18 protein-coding genes are annotated in these 17,146 nt (G+C 61.9%); 13 read left to right on the top strand and 5 right to left on the bottom strand.

What is annotated here, in order from left to right:
- Nucleotides 1-24 precede the first annotated feature (24 nt).
- The 4 genes from GGR36_RS03140 (at nt 25) to GGR36_RS03155 (ending at nt 4,446) form a co-directional block, all read left to right on the top strand.
- Complete coding sequence (locus tag GGR36_RS03140) at nt 25-1,038, top strand: sulfate ABC transporter substrate-binding protein (protein ID WP_183631736.1); 1,014 nt, start codon at nt 25-27, stop codon at nt 1,036-1,038.
- Nucleotides 1,039-1,083: 45 nt separating this feature from the next.
- The gene (gene pstS, locus GGR36_RS03145; RefSeq protein WP_183631737.1) at nt 1,084-2,121 is read left to right on the top strand and encodes a phosphate ABC transporter substrate-binding protein PstS; all 1,038 of its coding nucleotides are present in this window, start codon (nt 1,084-1,086) and stop codon (nt 2,119-2,121) included.
- A gap of 49 nt (nt 2,122-2,170) precedes the next feature.
- A complete protein-coding gene (locus tag GGR36_RS03150; protein ID WP_183631738.1) occupies nt 2,171-3,469 on the top strand; it encodes a CaiB/BaiF CoA transferase family protein in 1,299 nt (432 codons plus the stop codon).
- 155 nt (nt 3,470-3,624) lie between these two features.
- Entirely contained in the window at nt 3,625-4,446 is an 822-nt protein-coding gene (locus GGR36_RS03155; protein WP_183631739.1) for an SDR family NAD(P)-dependent oxidoreductase, read from the top strand.
- A gap of 13 nt (nt 4,447-4,459) precedes the next feature.
- On the opposite strand, the gene GGR36_RS03160 is transcribed toward GGR36_RS03155, so the two are convergent.
- The 4 genes from GGR36_RS03160 to GGR36_RS03175 form a co-directional block, all read right to left on the bottom strand.
- Nucleotides 4,460-5,983 (bottom strand): hypothetical protein, encoded by a 1,524-nt coding sequence (locus GGR36_RS03160; protein WP_183631740.1) that lies wholly within the window; start codon nt 5,981-5,983, stop codon nt 4,460-4,462.
- A 548-nt stretch (nt 5,984-6,531) separates the two neighbouring features.
- Nucleotides 6,532-6,918 carry an MbcA/ParS/Xre antitoxin family protein gene (locus GGR36_RS03165; protein ID WP_242533099.1) on the bottom strand — a complete coding sequence of 129 codons (387 nt, stop codon included), beginning with the start codon at nt 6,916-6,918 and terminating at the stop codon, nt 6,532-6,534.
- 108 nt (nt 6,919-7,026) lie between these two features.
- Entirely contained in the window at nt 7,027-7,338 is a 312-nt protein-coding gene (locus GGR36_RS03170) for a hypothetical protein (protein WP_183631742.1), read from the bottom strand.
- Between the two features lie 359 nt (nt 7,339-7,697).
- A complete protein-coding gene (locus GGR36_RS03175; protein WP_183631744.1) occupies nt 7,698-8,132 on the bottom strand; it encodes a hypothetical protein in 435 nt (144 codons plus the stop codon).
- Nucleotides 8,133-8,220: 88 nt separating this feature from the next.
- Here GGR36_RS03175 and GGR36_RS03180 point away from each other — a divergent pair, with 88 nt between their 5' ends.
- The 9 genes from GGR36_RS03180 (at nt 8,221) to GGR36_RS03220 (ending at nt 15,875) form a co-directional block, all read left to right on the top strand.
- On the top strand, nt 8,221-8,520 hold the full coding sequence (locus GGR36_RS03180; protein WP_183631746.1) for a helix-turn-helix domain-containing protein: 300 nt from the start codon (nt 8,221-8,223) through the stop codon (nt 8,518-8,520).
- 770 nt (nt 8,521-9,290) lie between these two features.
- A complete protein-coding gene (locus tag GGR36_RS03185) occupies nt 9,291-10,931 on the top strand; it encodes a cytochrome D1 domain-containing protein (protein WP_476739193.1) in 1,641 nt (546 codons plus the stop codon).
- Nucleotides 10,932-11,015: 84 nt separating this feature from the next.
- Nucleotides 11,016-11,327: a c-type cytochrome gene (locus GGR36_RS03190; RefSeq protein WP_183631750.1), complete on the top strand. Its 312-nt coding sequence runs from the start codon at nt 11,016-11,018 to the stop codon at nt 11,325-11,327.
- Between the two features lie 139 nt (nt 11,328-11,466).
- The gene (locus GGR36_RS03195) at nt 11,467-11,784 is read left to right on the top strand and encodes a c-type cytochrome (RefSeq protein ID WP_183634883.1); all 318 of its coding nucleotides are present in this window, start codon (nt 11,467-11,469) and stop codon (nt 11,782-11,784) included.
- Nucleotides 11,774-12,976 carry a cytochrome D1 domain-containing protein gene (locus GGR36_RS03200; RefSeq protein WP_183631752.1) on the top strand — a complete coding sequence of 401 codons (1,203 nt, stop codon included), beginning with the start codon at nt 11,774-11,776 and terminating at the stop codon, nt 12,974-12,976. The genes GGR36_RS03195 and GGR36_RS03200 overlap by 11 nt, the downstream gene beginning before the upstream one ends.
- Nucleotides 12,976-14,058 carry a siroheme decarboxylase subunit beta gene (gene ahbB, locus GGR36_RS03205; protein ID WP_183631754.1) on the top strand — a complete coding sequence of 361 codons (1,083 nt, stop codon included), beginning with the start codon at nt 12,976-12,978 and terminating at the stop codon, nt 14,056-14,058. The genes GGR36_RS03200 and ahbB (GGR36_RS03205) overlap by 1 nt, the downstream gene beginning before the upstream one ends.
- Nucleotides 14,045-14,539 (top strand): Lrp/AsnC family transcriptional regulator, encoded by a 495-nt coding sequence (locus tag GGR36_RS03210; RefSeq protein WP_183631756.1) that lies wholly within the window; start codon nt 14,045-14,047, stop codon nt 14,537-14,539. The genes ahbB (GGR36_RS03205) and GGR36_RS03210 overlap by 14 nt, the downstream gene beginning before the upstream one ends.
- Nucleotides 14,540-14,571: 32 nt before the next feature.
- A complete protein-coding gene (gene ahbB, locus GGR36_RS03215; protein WP_183631758.1) occupies nt 14,572-15,084 on the top strand; it encodes a siroheme decarboxylase subunit beta in 513 nt (170 codons plus the stop codon).
- 101 nt (nt 15,085-15,185) lie between these two features.
- On the top strand, nt 15,186-15,875 hold the full coding sequence (locus GGR36_RS03220; protein ID WP_183631760.1) for a Crp/Fnr family transcriptional regulator: 690 nt from the start codon (nt 15,186-15,188) through the stop codon (nt 15,873-15,875).
- Here the strand turns inward: GGR36_RS03220 and GGR36_RS03225 are convergent.
- Nucleotides 15,863-17,140, bottom strand: a complete 1,278-nt coding sequence (locus GGR36_RS03225) for a hypothetical protein (RefSeq protein WP_183631762.1) — start codon at nt 17,138-17,140, stop codon at nt 15,863-15,865. The two genes, GGR36_RS03220 and GGR36_RS03225, sit on opposite strands and share 13 nt — an antisense overlap.
- Nucleotides 17,141-17,146: the final 6 nt, after the last annotated feature.

The raw sequence follows: 17,146 nt of genomic DNA on the forward strand, positions 1-17,146 counted from the left end.
ACCTTCGGGGCAAGGAGACGGAACATGAAACGTTTGACCGGATGGCTGCGCGGCGGGCTCGCGGCGACCATGCTTGTGGCCACGCTGGCCGAGGCGGATACGACGCTGATCAATGCGTCGTCGAACATCAACCAGGATCTCTTTCAGGAGTACAACGCCGCCTTCGTCCGCTACTGGCGCGGCAAGACCGGCGAAGCGGTGACGATCAAGCAGACGCATGCGCAGTCGACCAACCAGGTGGCGCGGATACGCAATGGCGAGGAAGCCGACGTCGTCACGCTTGCCGTGTCGCTCGACATCGACACCATTGCGTCGGCGGGACTGATGCCGACCGATTGGCAGGGGCGCCTTGCCAACCATTCGTCACCCTTCACCTCGACCGTGGTGTTCCTGGTGCGGCGTGGGAACCCGCGGCAGATCAAGGACTGGAACGACCTGGTGCGTTGGGGCATCAACGTCGTCACCTCGAACCCGAAGAGCTCCGGTATTGCGCGCTGGGGGCACCTTGCTGCCTACGGTTACGCCCTGCGCCAACCGGGTGGCAACGACACCACCGCGAAGCTCTTCCTCAAGCGGCTGTATGGCAACAACCGGGTGCTGGAATACACCGCACGCGGCGCCACCACGGCGTTCACGAAGAACAAGATCGGCGACGTGATGGTGACCTGGGAAAGCGAGGCCATGCAGGTGGTCGCCGCCGCACCGGACGAATACGAGATCGTGGTGCCGAGCATGTCGATCGTGGCCGAACCGCCGGTCGCGATGGTCGACAAGATGGTGGACAAGCGTGGCACCCGCAAGCTCGCCGACGCATACCTGCACTACCTGTATTCGCCGGAAGCGCAAGAGATGCTCGTCAAGTACAACTACCGGCCGGCCGATCCGGCGCTCGCCGAGAAATACGCCAAGCGCTTCAAGCCGCTGACGCTATTCCGGGTCGACGAGGTCTTCGGCAGCTGGCAGTCGGCTTTCAAGGCGCACTTCACGGACGGTGGTGTGCTGGACCAGGTGTATGACCCCTATCGCAATGCGTCCTGAGCAGGCTACGTGGGCAAGCTAACCAGGACGACAAAGGAACTGCACATGAACCGAATTCTGCAGACGTGTCTCGCGATCGTTGCGTTCGCGGCCTTGCCGGGCCTCGCAACGGCAGCGGAGGTGACTGGGGCGGGCGCATCGTCGCCGCGGCAGGTCTATCTCAAATGGGCGGCGGCCTATGGCAAGGCGAGCGGCAATACGATCCGCTATCAGTCGATCGGATCGGGTGGTGGGGTGAAGGAAGTCGCGGCGAAGAGTGTGGACTTCGGCGCGTCCGACATCCCGCTGTCGGAATCGGAACTGGAGAAACGCGGGCTCTTGCAGTTCCCGGTGCTGATCGGCGCGGCGGTGCCCTTCGTCAATCTGCCGGGCGTGAAAGAGGGCGAATTGCGGCTGACCGGGCCACTGCTTGCCGACATCTTCCGCGGCCGCATCACCCGTTGGGATGACCCGCGCATCAAGGAAGTGAATAGCGTGTCGCTGCCGTCGATGTCGATCATCGTGGTGCATCGTGACGATGCGGCCGGTGTGTCTTTCCTGCTCACCCATTACCTTTCAAAAGTCAGCGAGGAGTGGCGCGGCAACCAGGGAACAGGCACTGCGGTGCAGTGGCCGACCGGCCTCGGCGGCAAAGGTGACGAAGGGGTCGCGACCTTTGTCGGGCGCCTGCCCGGCGCGATCGGGTACGCCGAATACGGGTATGCGCGCGCCAAGCACCTTGCCAGCGTCAGCCTGCAGAACCGCAGCGGGGCATTCGTCGTGGCGGACGAAAAGAGCCTCTCGGCGGCAGCGGCCGCCGCCGAGTGGGAAAAGAGCGCCTACGGCGAGGTGCTGAGTGACCAGGCCGCGCCGGATGCCTGGCCGATCAGCGGTGCCAGCTTTGTCTTAGTGCAGAAGTCGAGCGAGAAGGTCGGTCAGACGATCGCGGTGCTGAAGTTCTTCGAGTGGTCGTACGCGAACGGCGGAAAGCTCGCGCTCGAATCCGGCTATGTGCCGCTGCCCCCGGCAACCGTGACACAGGTCAGCAATGCCTGGCAGCGCATCCGCGATGCGGGCGGCAAGACTGTCTCGCTGGCGCAGTAGCCGGGATCGCGGGTTCGAAGAAGACGCGGTGATCAGAGAGGCAAGAAGCATGTGGGAAACGAGCGACATCAAGCCCGCAGTAGCGCCCCGGAAAGCCAGCCGCAAGAAGCTGGCGGAACGGGGTGTCCCGCAGCCGGTGGCACATGGTGCCCTGTCGCACATTCGCGTGCTCGATCTGTCGCGCGTGCTGGCTGGGCCGTGGGCAACGCAGTTGCTCGGTGACCTGGGCGCCGAAGTGATCAAGATCGAGCGACCGGGCCACGGCGACGATACCCGTACCTATGGGCCGCCCTGGGTGAAGGACGAGGCCGGCGAAGAGACGGGTTTGTCTGCCTACTATTCGTGCGCAAACCGCAACAAGGAATCGATCACGATCGACTTTACCCGGCCTGCCGGTCAGGCGCTGGTGCGGCAACTCGCCGAGCAGTCCGACGTGCTGGTCGAAAACTTCAAGGTCGGCACGCTTGCACGTTACGGCCTGGATTACGCAACGCTGGCGAAGATCAATCCCCGCCTGATCTACTGCTCGATCACCGGCTTCGGGCAGGACGGCCCGTATGCAGAGCGGTCCGGTTACGACTTCCTGATCCAGGGCATGGGCGGCCTGATGAGCATCACCGGTGCGCCGAACGGCACGCCGACGAAGGTTGGCGTTGCCCTGACCGATGTGATGACCGGGCTCTACGCCAGCAACGCGATCCTCGCTGCGCTGGCCTGGCGCGAACGCAGCGGGGAAGGGCAGCACATCGATCTGGGCATGCTGGATGTGCAGATCGCCGCGCTCGCCAACCAGGCATCGAACTACCTCGCGACCGGTGTCGCGCCCCCGCGGATCGGCAATGCGCATCCGAACATCGTGCCCTATGACGCGTGCCCGACGGCCGATGGCCACATGATTCTGGCGGTGGGCAACGACGCGCAGTTCGCGCGTTTCTGCATGGAAGCGGGAACGGACTGGCTGGCAGATTCCCGCTTCGGTACGAACGCGGCACGGGTGAAGCACCGCGACATCCTGATCCCCCTGGTGCATGAAGTCACCCGCACACGCAGCACGGCTGAGTGGGTGAGCGCGCTCGAGGCAGCGGGCGTTCCTTGCGGGCCGATCAACGACATCTGTCAGGTATTCGACGATCCCCATGTACGCCACCGCGGCATGCGGGTCGAGATTCCGCATCCGCAAACCGGTACTGTGCCCGTGGTACGCAATCCGATACGGATGTCGAAGACGCCGGCGACATATCGTCGCCCACCTCCGGGGCTCGGCAGTGACACCCGCGAGTTGCTGGAGCGCCTGCTCGGCAAGGAAGCGGATGCAATCGATGCCCTCAGCCGCGATCGGGTGATCTGAGCGATCGTCTTTTGCTCGACGTGGCTGGGCCAGCGATCAGCCTCGCTCGGCGAGGTGTCGCCACTTCGATGAATTGCAAAGATTGACGTCACCCTCGCCGCGCGCGGACACTGCAATGATCATCGCTGGAAGCCGTGTTCCTGAGGACGATCGTCATGCCCGTACGCCCGACATCCCCTGTTCCTTGCACGCTGATCACCGGCGCATCGGCCGGTATTGGGGAAGCGCTCGCGCGTTGTTTCGCGCAGGCCGGCCATCACCTGGTGCTTGTCGCCCGCAGCCGCGACAAGTTGCGGAAACTCGCAGACGAGCTTGCGCAGACGCACGGCATCATTGCAATGGTCTGCGTGGCCGATCTGTCACGCAACGATGCGGCGAACCGCCTTCTGGCCACCGTCAAGCGCCGGGGCTTCGCAGTCAACGTGCTGGTCAACAACGCTGGCGTGCTGGCCTTGGGCAGTTTCACCCGCCTCGCACCGGAAACGCACCAGGGGCTGATCGACCTGAACATCGCAGGGCTGACGGCCATGCTGTCGGCCTTCCTGCCGGGGATGGTGGATCGCGCGGCACAAGGCATGGCGGGGCGGGTGCTGAACGTGGCGTCGATTGCCGCGTTCCAGCCCGTGCCGGCGCTGGCAAGTTACGCGGCAAGCAAGGCGTACGTACTGTCCTTGAGCGAATCGCTGGCGGAAGAACTGCGTGGATCGGGCGTCACAGTCACTGCGCTTTGTCCGGGTATCACCGCAACCGACATGCTCAGCGGGGCCCGGGACGTCAGCGAACAGGTGAGCCGCATTCCCGAATTCCTTGTGGGGGATGTCGCCGACGTTGCCCGTCAGGGCTTCGAGGCCTGCATGGCGGGCGAGGCGATCTGCGTTCCCGGCGTCATCAATCGTGCCGCGATGCTGGCCTCGCGCAGTACGCCGAAATGGCTGGTGCGCCGGGTCGGCGGCCTGCTGGGGCGAGCAAGCTTCTGAACGTGCGCGGGGATCAGCGTGTTTCGTTGATAAGCGGTGTGAGCATCGTCCCGGCCATTGCGGAGGCCCAGCTTTCGGCCTCTTCCATTGCGTCTTCGATCGCGCCTTTGGCATAGAGGGCATTCGCACGGGCGAGTGCATCGCGGGCGCGCACCTGTCGCGCTTCGCGCCTTGCAACCGGGTCTGCCTCGTTGGCGCTGGCGTGGCGCGCGGGCACGTCGGCGAGCGCACGTGCGGCGGCTTCGGCCTGGGCCTGCGTTTCAGCTTCGGTACGCATTTGCCGGTCTCGCTCGGCAGTCTTGAAGCGGCGCATCCATTCGGCAAGGTTCTGCGCGGTCCAACGTGCGTCAATCGCTGCAAGCAGCGCGCGATGGCGTGCGCCGAGCAGACGCTCCGCGGCACTCTGGGGTTGCACAAAGGGTTTGGCGACGTAGGGCTTTGCGCCGAGGCCATCCAGCCGTTCGCGCAGACTTGGCATGGGGGAAGCCTCGTTTGCCGGCGACATGAAGGCACGCGCAAGCGCACGTTGCATGTCGACCTGGGTGCTCATGCGAAGCGCGATGCGAACCCCGACATTCGGCGAGTAGCTCGGTCGGGGGTCGATGGTGGCACGTGACCAGAATGCTGGCCAGAAGTTGTCGTCGATGTAGCGCTTGCGCATATCGATTGCGCTCAGCAGCGCCGCAATGGTTCCGGTGGAATGGGTCTTTGAGAGCTTTCGATCGATCGTGAGTACATGCTCACGCGCGACCGGGATTGAGAGCAGGGCAAAGAAGCGCAGGCCGCGGACCAGCAACACCCGCGCGAGCAGCGCGTCGATGGGGGCCTGCGGCAGGGTCGCTTCGATGCGCTGCAATTGCATGCGCTGGCGGCTGATCCACCCCGATGTGCCGACGTGGCCGCGCTGTTGCATGACAGCGAGTTGGATGGCCAGCGAGAGCTCACGAGAATCGATCAGTTGCAAGAGCTCGTAGCCGATCCAGAGCTGAGCTCGACCGCGCGCCAGCACGCGGGTGTCATGCGCTACTTCGAGGCCGAAACCGTCCAGAAGACGGATGGTTGTGACGCGGCGGCCTCGGCTTCGCTTTACGGCGTGGGCAACGAGCCGATGACAGTCGGGGAAGTCGGTCGGAGAGAGAAGAAGACCATCATCAACCCAACTCGCCCTCAGGAGGGCATCCATTCGCCAGAGTGCGACGATCGCAAGGGCGGCCAAGGCGGCCCACATCGGGAAACCATCAAGCAGATAGAGCGCTGCTGCGGCGCCCAAGCATGTGCTGACGCTTGAAAAGACCAGGAGCCCGAGTCGCAGCAAAAGTGCGACCACGGTTGCGAACAGCCGGTATTGTCTCGGCGCGATACCGTGGTCTTGACGAAATCGTGCGAGAAGGGTTTCGGTCAACGGGGAGTTCATGATTCGCGGTTTCCTTAGACTCAAATATAGCGGAAACGCGAAAAACGACAAAAACAATAATCGCAATAGATTGTCACGGCAGGAGACGCCCGCAAGCGGTTTGGCGGCATCCCAAACGGTCAAGCATTGCTTCGATTCACAATTTGGACGCGGCGTGGCACGCCGGGTAATGCTGTCGCCCGAAATGAGAACACGTATGCCAAATCTGTTGTCATACGATCTATATGTATGACTGACTGAAGTTGCGGCAGCCTGCGCTACATCTCAAAATCTACCAATTAGTCTTCGCTTTTTAGATACACACAGTAGAGCAGACGTGCTTTTAATACAGTGAAAGCCTCCTTTGGGTGGCAGTTAGATCACATTTGACACAGTAGTACGGGGAGGCCTACTTCCCGTGCGCAGTTGGTGTCTTCATTGGTAAAGATTTCCCGCAAGACGTGCAACGCCTTCAGCGGATCCTCAAAGAGGGCGGCTGTCGTGTCGACGCGCGGGATGTGGCTGCCGCCTGCCAAGCCTAGTCTTGGTCGCTGTCTGCTACCCAGTTGAGCCCGACAGAAATCGGCGACGCAGACCTTCTAGGCCTTCTGCTTGAGCGGCTACAGCCTCTTGAACGAGCGCCCTGAAACTGCGACCAGCGTGCGGTAGCAAGCAGAACAGCATTCAGGTTGTCAGCTATTGGCTTGATACGCGTCCAAGTAATCGCAGACTCGAACGAGTCCATCGACGCGTCGGATCATCTCGCGCGGACATTCGCCGCCGAGGCTCTCAACTGCACCGTTGAACCACTGTCGTGCCGCCTCATCCTGGCCGCCAACGAGCGCAAAGAGTGAGCGATACATCCGCACGACCTGCACGGACAGTTCCCAGGTTTCGCTGCCTTCTTTGAGCCCGCGGCCGTGCTGTTTCATCCGCGAGACCGTCGAGCGGTCTACGCCGATGGCTGAACCGAGTTCCGCCATCGAAAGATCCAGCCGCGTCCCGACTTCAAACAAGGCGGCTGTGAGTATGCGACCTCGATCCGTGGTCGTCTTTGCTTTTCCGCCGTATTCGATCATTGCGCCATCTCCTGATCAGTCCACGATAGTCGAAGCTCGCGTGCCTTGCGACAGGTCGTTTCCAGGGGGTGAAGGCGTCCGCGACTCCTTAGAGAACGGATCAGTCCCTCAAGCCTTGGGCTCGTCCGGGGAAGGAATGCGCGCACCCATGCTCTTGTCCTCGTCGTCCGGCTGTTCGTCGATGGCGACCCAGTCACAATCGGGCAGTATCTCCGCGCCTACATCGGGCATATCGAGCCATGCCCGCTCTTCCGCAGTGATTGGAAGCCGCGCTCCAGGCCAGTGGCGACGCGGTGCGCCTGCCGATGCACGTCCAGCAGAAGCGCCTGCATCGGCGAACGCCGCGTTCATCATCTCGATCGATACAGGGGTTTGGCCCACCCGGCGAATGATGCTTGCCAGCCGTTGGATTTTGTCCATGCGCGCATTCGACGCGTCAACAGCCTTCGAACTCGCCTCGAGTTGGCGCAATGCGCGCGCACTAGACAGGCGCAACTCGGTCGCCAGCTGAGTGAGCGGCACGGGATTACGTCGGGGCGTGAGCGGACGATAGCGGCGTTCGCGGCTTCTCCAGCGTTGGCTTGCTGCCAGCAATGCCGTACCGCTTGCTATTGCGTGTCCCCGCATGGTCAGCCCCCGCTCACTTGCGACAGGTCGATCTTACCCTCGGCGATCCAGTCCGGCCCGAGGCCGGTTCCGGATATGTGACCGTCAATCGTCACCTCGGTCGAGTGCCTGACTGTCGGCAAAAGCCGCAACGACCAGCGTGCCCCTTCCGTTCAGTTGTGAAACTCAGCGATAAGCTGCATATCACTCAGAGGATCCAAGTCATCGCCAAATGAATCCCAAAAGCGCGTTTCGTCCGCGAGATCAAACGCGTCGACGGCGGGCGTGGTGCCGTCTCCGGCCACTTTCCAAATCTTTCGGATCGCTGTCATCTTCCAGCGATCAGGACCTTCATCATGGATCGGTCGGACAAGGCTGACCCGCGTCCCTTGCTCCGAGCCACCCACTTGCGCGATGAGATCGAGCACTTGAGTAACGTTCATGAGCATGACCGATTCGCCGACGCTGGCCTCACCGTCCCGAATCAGGTAAGTGGCCAAGAACCACGGTCGAAAGTACGAGAGGTGGACGGAGGTCCACACGGTCTGGCCTTCGTCCACAAATCGCGAAAGCACAGGATGACGGGCGCGAACATCAGTAATGAACATCTCAATTCCGGCAAATGTGAACACTATAGATTGTAGCTCTATAGTGCGCGCAGCGTGTCCATTGTGGGCTTTCCTGCGAAAGCTCTGCATGAACCTGCGACAAGCCTTGGGGCGCGCTATCCGATCGGTCCGTCGAAACCGTCACCTGAGTCAGGAAGCGTTTGATGTGGTGTCATCGCGAACGTACATGAGCACGCTTGAGCGCGGACTCAAGAGCCCAACGATCGACAAGCTCGATGAAATTGCGAGCGTGATGGGGGTGCAATCTGCGGCCTTGGTTTGTTTGGCCCATGCGCTTGCTGACGCCAACGATCCCCGCGGGAGGTTGGATCAGATCGCGGCCGAGGCACAAAGCCTGCTGGAGGAGTGGCGCGGGAGTCCTGGATGATTTCACCGAGTCAGGTGGAGCCATCGGTGAACGCGAGAGAAAGAGCGGGCTGCGGATTCCGGTGCAATTGACCTTTGATTCCGGCAGTCGCTCACTGCTTCGCTGGTCATGACCGACTGTGTGTCGGCCTCCTGCCCGAAATGGCAAGACGTCCTCAGCAGAGACCTGACCGTCGAAGTGCGGCTCCCTTCCGTCACCTGCCGTTGGCTCGGATCACGCTACTCGGCCTTAGCGGTCGCTGGGCTCCTCGGTAGTCGATGCGCAAACGTCAGCTAATAAGTTTCGAGGTGCTCATCGGGAGCCGGCCAACAACGGAGGTTCCGTCAAGCCGGATAGCAGACTGTCGAAAGTCAGCTCGACTCTGATACCTGACGGTTGGTGCAGGCACGCAATTCGACTCAAAACAGCATCGTCAAGCGACTACTCGCGCCGCAATCGAGGACGTTGGTGGTGCCGACGAGCGCCGACACATCAGTGCAATCCCATTGTGGTGACGCCGACGCAATTGCGCAGCGGCCTCTGGCGGTAGATAGCCCGAGGTGCCGCGCGCGGTCCAGTGATCTCCTCCGCTCAACGAGCAGCCGTGGCGTCTTGACCCGAATCAATGCTGCGCATACTCCCGGCGCAGAGAGTTGCGCCGTCGCTTCTGATCCGGCTACGTGCAACAACCTCTGGGGGGGGAACACATGAACAAGAATGTCTTGACTGTCGCCATGCTGAGTGCGCTGGCGGCAATTGCGTGCGGTGCGCCGCGGGCGGCCGACAACAAGATGGGAGTCTCCGACGCGGAGGTGAAGTATCAGGCGGGCGGCTCCCCTTTGGCCGATGTCGAGATGTATCAGGACATCAACCCGAAGGCACCGGCGATGAGCAAGGCCGAGTTCGACAAAGCGCGCCAGATCTATTTCGAGCGCTGCGCCGGTTGCCACGGAGTGCTGCGCAAGGGCGCCACCGGCAAGCCGCTTACGCCAGATATCACGATCAGCAAGGGTACCGACTACCTCAAGGTTTTCATCGCTTATGGTTCGCCTGCCGGCATGCCGAACTGGCAAACCTCTGGCGAACTCTCGGAACAGGACGTCGACCTGATGGCGCGCTACGTGCAGCAGACGCCACCGACGCCGCCGGAATACGGCATGAAGGAGATGAAGGCAACTTGGAAGGTCATCGTTCCGCCGGAGAAGCGTCCGACGAAGAAGATGAACAACTACAACCTCGGCAACATCTTCTCGACCACTCTACGTGATGCCGGCCAGATCGCTCTGATAGACGGCGACACCAAGAAAATCATCAACGTCATCAAGACCGGCTACGCGGTGCATATCTCCCGCGTGTCGGCTTCGGGCCGTTATCTGTTCGTGATCGGTCGCGACGCGAAGATCAACATGATCGACCTGTGGATGGAAAAACCCGACAGCGTGGCTGAAATCCGCACCGGCCTCGAGGCACGCTCGGTCGACACCTCGAAGTACAAGGGTTACGTCGACAAGTACGCGATCGCTGGCTCGTACTGGCCGCCACAGTTCGTCATCATGGACGGCAACACGCTGGAGCCGAAGAAGATCGTGTCCACCCGCGGCATGACGGTCGATACGCAGGACTACCACCCGGAACCGCGTGTCGCCTCCATCGTTGCCTCGCACTTCAAGCCTGAGTTCGTCGTGAATGTGAAGGAGACCGGAAAGACGCTGATGGTCGACTACTCGAACATTGACGCGCTGAAGATCACCGAAATCGGTTCGGCGCGCTTCCTGCACGACGGCGGCTGGGACAGCACGAAGCGTTACTTCATGGTGGCCGCCAACCAGTCGAACAAGATCGGTGTGATTGACGCGAAGGAAGGCAAGCTCGCTGGCGTTGCCGATGTCGGCAAGATTCCGCACCCAGGTCGCGGCGCCAACTTCGTGCATCCCAAGTTTGGCCCTGTTTGGGCGACTGGTCACCTAGGCGATGACACCATTGCCTTGGTGGGCACTGACCCGGTCAAGCACAAGGAATATGCGTGGAAGATGGTCGCGCAGTTGAAGGGCCAGGGCGGTGGCTCTCTGTTCCAGAAGACTCACCCCAAGTCCAGCCATCTCTATGTGGATACGCCGCTGAATCCCGATCCGGCGGTGTCCCAAAGCGTCGCGGTCTTTGACATCAAGAACCTGGACAAGGGCTTCAAGGTACTACCGATCGCGGAATGGTCAGGCATCAAGGATGACGGCGCGCGCCGGGTGGTTCAGCCGGAATACAACATGGCCGGCGATGAGGTTTGGTTCTCGGTCTGGTCAGCCAAGAACAAGGAATCGGCAATCGTTGTGGTCGACGACAAGACCCTCGCCCTCAAGGCGGTCATTCGCGATCCACGCCTGATTACGCCAACGGGGCACTTCAACATCAACAACACTCAAAACGACGTCTACTGATGGCGAGCGGCGGCGCAGACGTTGACGCCGTGCGGGGCACCGTCTGCGCGATGAGGGATTTTTGGCAATGATGGGGAGGAGTGTATGAAGGGAATCTGGTTGGGGGCGTTGGCCCTTGCCTTCTTGGCGGTACCGCAAGCGTATGCGAACGCCGAGTTGGCAAAGAAGTACAACTGTCTGGCCTGTCACGCGACAGACAAGAAGGTGGTGGGCCCTGCGTACCAGGATGTCGCGGCCAAGTACAAGGGGCAGGCCGATGCAGCCGAGAAACTCGCGGAAAAGGTCAAAGTGGGTGGCAAGGGTGTCTGGGGGCCGATTCCAATGCCTCCTAACGCCAATGTTCCGGATGCAGATTTGAAGATCCTGGTCGCATGGGTGCTCGCGGGGGCAAAGTAGGTGCAGGGGGGATCATGGGTCCCCTCCGCAATCAAAGAATCACCGTTAGAGCCTCCTCAGACCGGCTAACACATCGGGGGAGCGAGTGAAGCTGAGCAACAGTATCGAATTCGCGGTCCGTTTGGGTGGATTTGCAGGAGTGCTGATCGCGGTTCTGCATACACCGCATGCACTTGCTCAGGACCCTAATGCGACGCGTCAGGCTGAACTCGTGAAACTTGTTAGGCAGGACTGTGGCTCGTGTCATGGTGCGCGCCTGACGGGCGGGTTAGGGCCCGCCTTGACACCGAACGCGTTAATGGATCGGCCACGTGAGGCGATGATTGCCACGATATTGCGCGGTCGGCTTGGCACCCCGATGCCGCCCTGGGCTCCGTTTCTGAGCGAGCGAGAGGCGGAGTGGATATTTGACCGGCTGTTGGCGGGTTTCCCGGAAGAACTGGCGCATGCGCACTGACTCATTCCTGAACATGTGGCGGGCTGCGTTGTGCACCTTTTGCCTGGCCTTGGGATGCGGCTGTGCCACCCAGCCTGTTCCGACCTCACGCGGTACCGGCGACCTGGGGGTAGTTGTCGAGCGCGCTCGCGGCACCCTAGCGATCGTCGATACGTCGCAACGCACTGTGCTCGGCGAAGTGCCGGGGCTCGGCGACCTGTCCCACGCATCGGTCGTATTTTCGCGAGATGGGCGTTTTGCTTTCGTGTTTGGCCGTGATGGTGCCTTGAGTAAAGTCGACCTTCTGAGTCGCGCAGTGGTGCAGCGAGTTCAGCAGGCGGGCAATGCAATTGGCGGGGCGATCAGCCAGGACGGGCGAATCGTGGTCGCGCAAAACTACGAGCCGGGAGGAATCCGGGCATTTGACGCGGATACCTTGGCGCCGCTGGCGGAAGTGCCTGCCGTCTACGGCAACGAAGGTCGGCGTTCAAAGGTGGTGGGTCTTGCTGATGCTCCGGGCAACCGTTTCGTCTACGCGCTCTTCGATGCCGGCGAAATTTGGGTGAGCGACTTCTCTGATCCGCGCGCGCCCCGAACCGAGAAGTATTCAGCCGGCCGGCAACCCTACGATGGGTTGATTACGCCGGACGGGCGCTTCTATCTGGCAGGCCTGTTCGGAGAGGACGGGGTCGCGATGTTGGACCTGTGGCGCCCATCGCAGGGTGTTCGCAAAATCCTTCACCATTGGGGCCAGGGCGAGGAGCATCTGCCCGTGTACAAGATGCCGCACCTTCGCGGCTGGGCCATGGCGGACGGACTTCTCTGGCTTCCCGCGGTTGGAAAGCACGAGGTGTGGGTCGTAGATGCTCGGACCTGGGAAGAGGTGGCCCACATACCGGTCATCGGGCAACCGGTATTCGTCATGGCTCAGCCGGACGGTCGGCAAGTGTGGGTCAACTTCGCGCTGCCGGACAATGGCAAGGTGCAGGTCATTGACGTGCTCTCTCGCGCCGTCGTGAAGTTACTGGAGCCCGGCCGGGCCATCCTCCACCTCGAATTTCAGCCACGTGGCGGCGAGGTGTGGCTTTCGGCCCGCGACGATCACAGGGTTGTTGTGCTCGGCACTGATCATTTTGACCTGCGCCAGAGCATTACCCTTGATGCGCCGTCAGGCATCTTCTTTTCCTCGCGTGCAGCGAAGATCGGCTTTTGATGGCGTTTCACGCTTTCCCCGAACGAACGGCGCCGGGGTTGCAGCCTCGGTCGCTTGAGGTCTTTGCAAACCCAGCCGGGAAGGGCGGCCACAAGCAAGCTGCGACCTCCGAAGAGACGTTTGAGTTCGATCTGATCAATCGCTGGCAACGCGATTTGCCACTCGAGACCGAACCCTTTCAGAAAATGGGAGAGGCGCACGGCCGATCCGGGCGTGATGTTCTGGCTGCGTTGCGTCGCCTTCGGCGTAACGGTGTGGTCTCACGTGTAGGCGTCGTACTCACTCCGAGCGCCTTTGGTTTCTCGACGCTGGCTGCAGTCCGCGTTGCGCCCGAGCAACTTGACGAGGTTGCCGCCTTCATTTCGCGCATGCCCGAGGTGAACCACAACTACGCGAGGGAGCATGACTACAACTTGTGGTTTGTGCTGACCGCGCCGGACAGGGCACTCATCGAAGCAGCACTGCGCAGTATCGGTGAGGTAAGCGGCTGCGTCCCGCTGGATCTTCCAATGCTTTCGGGCTACCACATCGATCTGGGCTTTGACCTGACCGATCTACCCATAAAGTCGACGCGTGCGGTGGCTTCGCGCCTTGGGCCGATGAGCCTTGACCCATCCCAGCGGCGGCTTTTGGCAGAGCTGCAATCGGGTTTGCCTCTTGTGCAGCGACCCTTTGCACGGCTGGGCTCAATGGTCGGTATGCACGAAGGTGAAGTCATCGAACAATTGCGCCAGTGGCTTGCCACCGGCGCGATTCGCAGGCTGGGCGTGGTGGTTCAGCACCACGAACTGGGCTTTCGAGCAAACGCGATGTGTGTCTGGGACGTTCCAGACGACGAGGTGGAAACGGTGGGACTGCAGATGGCATCGATTCCCGGCGTGAACCTGTGCTATCGACGCGCCCGGGTCGCGGGGCGCTGGCCTTATAACCTGTATTGCATGATCCACGGTCGTGAGCGAGAGGCGGTGCTTGGCGTTCGCGAATCCCTCGTCACACGTCTCTCGATCGATCACTTTCCATCTGCCGTCCTTTTCTCGGGACGGCGCTACAAACAGTGTGGTGCGCGTTATGCCGAGCGCTGAACACTCGCGGCGGGCGTTGCCGGCCGAACCGGCCGAACTGGATGCGCTCGATCGCACGCTGATTGCCGCGCTGCAGGACGGGATTGCCCTCGTTGAGCGGCCATATCAGGCGCTTGCCGCCAGATGTGGAATCGACGAACAGGCCGTGGTCGACCGAGTTGCCGCGCTGCTTGAACGCGGTGTTCTGTCCCGATTTGGCCCCATGTTCGATGTCGCGAAAATGGGCGGCACATTTGTGCTTGCGGCGCTGGCGGTTCCTGAGTCGCGCTGGGACGAAGTCAGGGCATGCGTCAATGCACTTGTCGAAGTCGCGCACAACTACCGTCGCGACCACGCATTGAACATGTGGTTTGTGTTGGCAACAGAAACCCCGGCCGGCATCGACGCGGCCATCGCAAAGATCGAGACTGCAACCGGGTTGCAGGTCTATGCCTTCCCGAAGGAGAGGGAGTATTTTGTTGAGCTCAAGTTGGCGATATGAACCAGCAGATGCCCTCTACGAGCGGGCGTGAGATGGATGACGCTGAACTTGACCGTCGTATCGTCTTGGCCACGCAGGCAGGCCTGCCCCTGTCGACAACACCGTTTGCCGCGCTGAGCGAGCAAATGGGGGTCACGTCGGAAAAGATCATTTCGCGGTTCAGTGCAATGCAGAAAGATGGCCGTGTGCGTCGCATCGCCGCTGTGCCCAACCATTACGCGCTGGGATTCACGGCGAACGGAATGGCTGTGTGGGACGTCGATGATGAGCTGGTCGACGCCTTTGGACGGGAGTTAGGGCAACTCAAATGCGTTACCCATTGCTATCGACGGCCACGTCACGTTCCGCTCTGGCCCTACAATCTGTTTGCCATGGTGCACGGGCGCGACCGCGAAGAAGTTCTCGGTCACGTTGCTGAGATCAGAAGCCTGTTGGGCGACGCCTGCCGTGCCCACGAAGTGCTCTTTTCCACCGCAATCCTCAAGAAAACTGGCCTTCGCATCGATCCAGATGCCCGGCCCGGGCAGCGTGCTCGAAAGGACTGAACCGGAGTCCAGTGCCGACCTGTCGCATACGCGCGCCCGGGTGCCGCCGATCCTTGCTGCGTGCGTTACCATCAAGCCCCGTTTGCCACTCGCAGGTCGAAATGGAAAACCGACTCAAGCCCGATATCAACGGACTGCTCTCTCGCCTGCCGCTGTTTGCCCAGGTCGATTCTGGAACGATTGCAATGCTGGCGGCTCGCACAGTGGAAGTGCGACTGGAGAGGGGCAAACTGCTGTTTCAGCAAGGCGATGCTGCCGACGGATTCTATGTGGTCGTCTACGGCCAGGTGAAACTGGGCTTTGCGGCACAGTCCGGCCACGAGAAAGTCGTCGAGATTCTTGGCCCGCAGCAGAGCTTCGGGGAGGCGGTGATGTTCATGGGCCGGCCGTACCCGGTGTTCGCGCAAGCCTTGACCGACACGCTGCTGCTGCACATCCCCGGCGACCCGATTTTCTCGCTCATCGAGCGCAATGGCAGTTTCGCTCGCCGCATGCTCGCGGGCCTGTCCATGCGCCTGCACACGCTGGTGCAAGACGTCGAATCCTACTCGTTGCGCTCGTCGACCCAACGGCTGATCGGCTACCTGCTGCGCAACGCGGAAGAAGCGGACGGCAACACGGCCGAGGTTGATCTGGAAACCAGCAAGCAGGTGCTCGCCTCGCGCCTGAATCTCACGCCCGAGACCTTCTCGCGTATCCTGCATGCGTTGTCCGAAGCCAAACTGATTACGGTGGACGGCAAGCACATTACGATTCACGACATCGCAAAACTCAACGCTTACGAAGGCTGAACGGCTGCCTTCGAGCGTTTGAGGCGAGTGCGTCGGAAGGCTAGGGCAAATCCCCAGACATTGCCGGCAAGGCTTAACTGGGCCAGCAGCAGGAAGACCCCAGCAACGCGCGCAAGTGCCGGCCACAGCACCGACATTGCCAGCGCACACACCGCCGCAAGATGCAGAGACGCCTGCCAGCGCAAGCGGCGCTCGCTCGGCGGTGAATCAAGTCGCGCACCCAGCCCGAGCGCAGCGAGATGCAGCGTTGCGAGGAAGGGCAGGATCTTCAACAGCATCGCGCCGATCACACCGCTAAACACTCCGACCGTCAGCACCACCCCGAGAGCAATCGCAGCGCGCTCCGACAACCAGCCGTCGCCGCCGAACAAGGCAAGCGCCAGCAACGGCGCTGCGATCACGAGCGCAGCCATCGCGCCGCGCCAGCCGCTGCCTGTTGCATCGCCGCGCGTGCGGCGCCGCAGTTGGAACAAGCGCAACGTCAGCAGTGCAAAACCCAGCGCGAAGGCGGCGATCCCCAACGCGAGCCAGCGCGCCAGATCGATCGCTCCTATGAGGGCAGCGGTGCTGATCGTGCTTAGCAATACCGGGAGCGCCCCGGCTGCCAGTGACATAACGGTCGCAGGATAGGGCGGCGTGATGTAGAACATCGGCACCACTAGCACCGCCACGCCAGCCACCAGCGGCAATGCCCAGCCTGCAAGCGCCCACAGCGCATGCAGATTGACCAGGGCAACGAAATGCGTGCCGGCGCCGTGTTCGAGCTGGTGCGCGAGGGCGAAGCCGAGCGCGATGGCGACGGCCAGGCCTGCCACCGCCACCCGCACCAGGCGGCGCGCAGGGTCGCGTGCCGTGGCGTGAAGCAGGCCGGGCGCGATGGCGACGACGAATACACCGCACGCCGCCGCCAGCAGGGCTGCGCCGATGCCGGTGAGGTGGTGGCCAGGCAGCATGAAGCCTGTGACCAGCAGCGCCGCACCGATCACGCTGGCCGGGTGTACCGCCGCGGCGAGCAGGCGCGGCTGCGGAACCATGCTGCCGACGGCCACCGGCAACACCTGGAATAGCGCGCCAAGCATCGCTTGCAGCATCAGCCCTGCGGTGAAGCAATGCAGCACTGCCACCGCATGCGGGTGCCAGCGGCTGGCAAGAACCGTGTCTGGGTGGATCAGCAGCAACAGCGCGCCGGCGATACCGAACACGGGCGCGCCGAGAAAGAAGCGCAGCGGAACCGACAGCGGCGGTGCGTCGCTCACTTCCAGCATGCTGGC

This window comes from Niveibacterium umoris, from assembly GCF_014197015.1.
Taxonomy (GTDB): Bacteria; Pseudomonadota; Gammaproteobacteria; order Burkholderiales; family Rhodocyclaceae; genus Niveibacterium; species Niveibacterium umoris.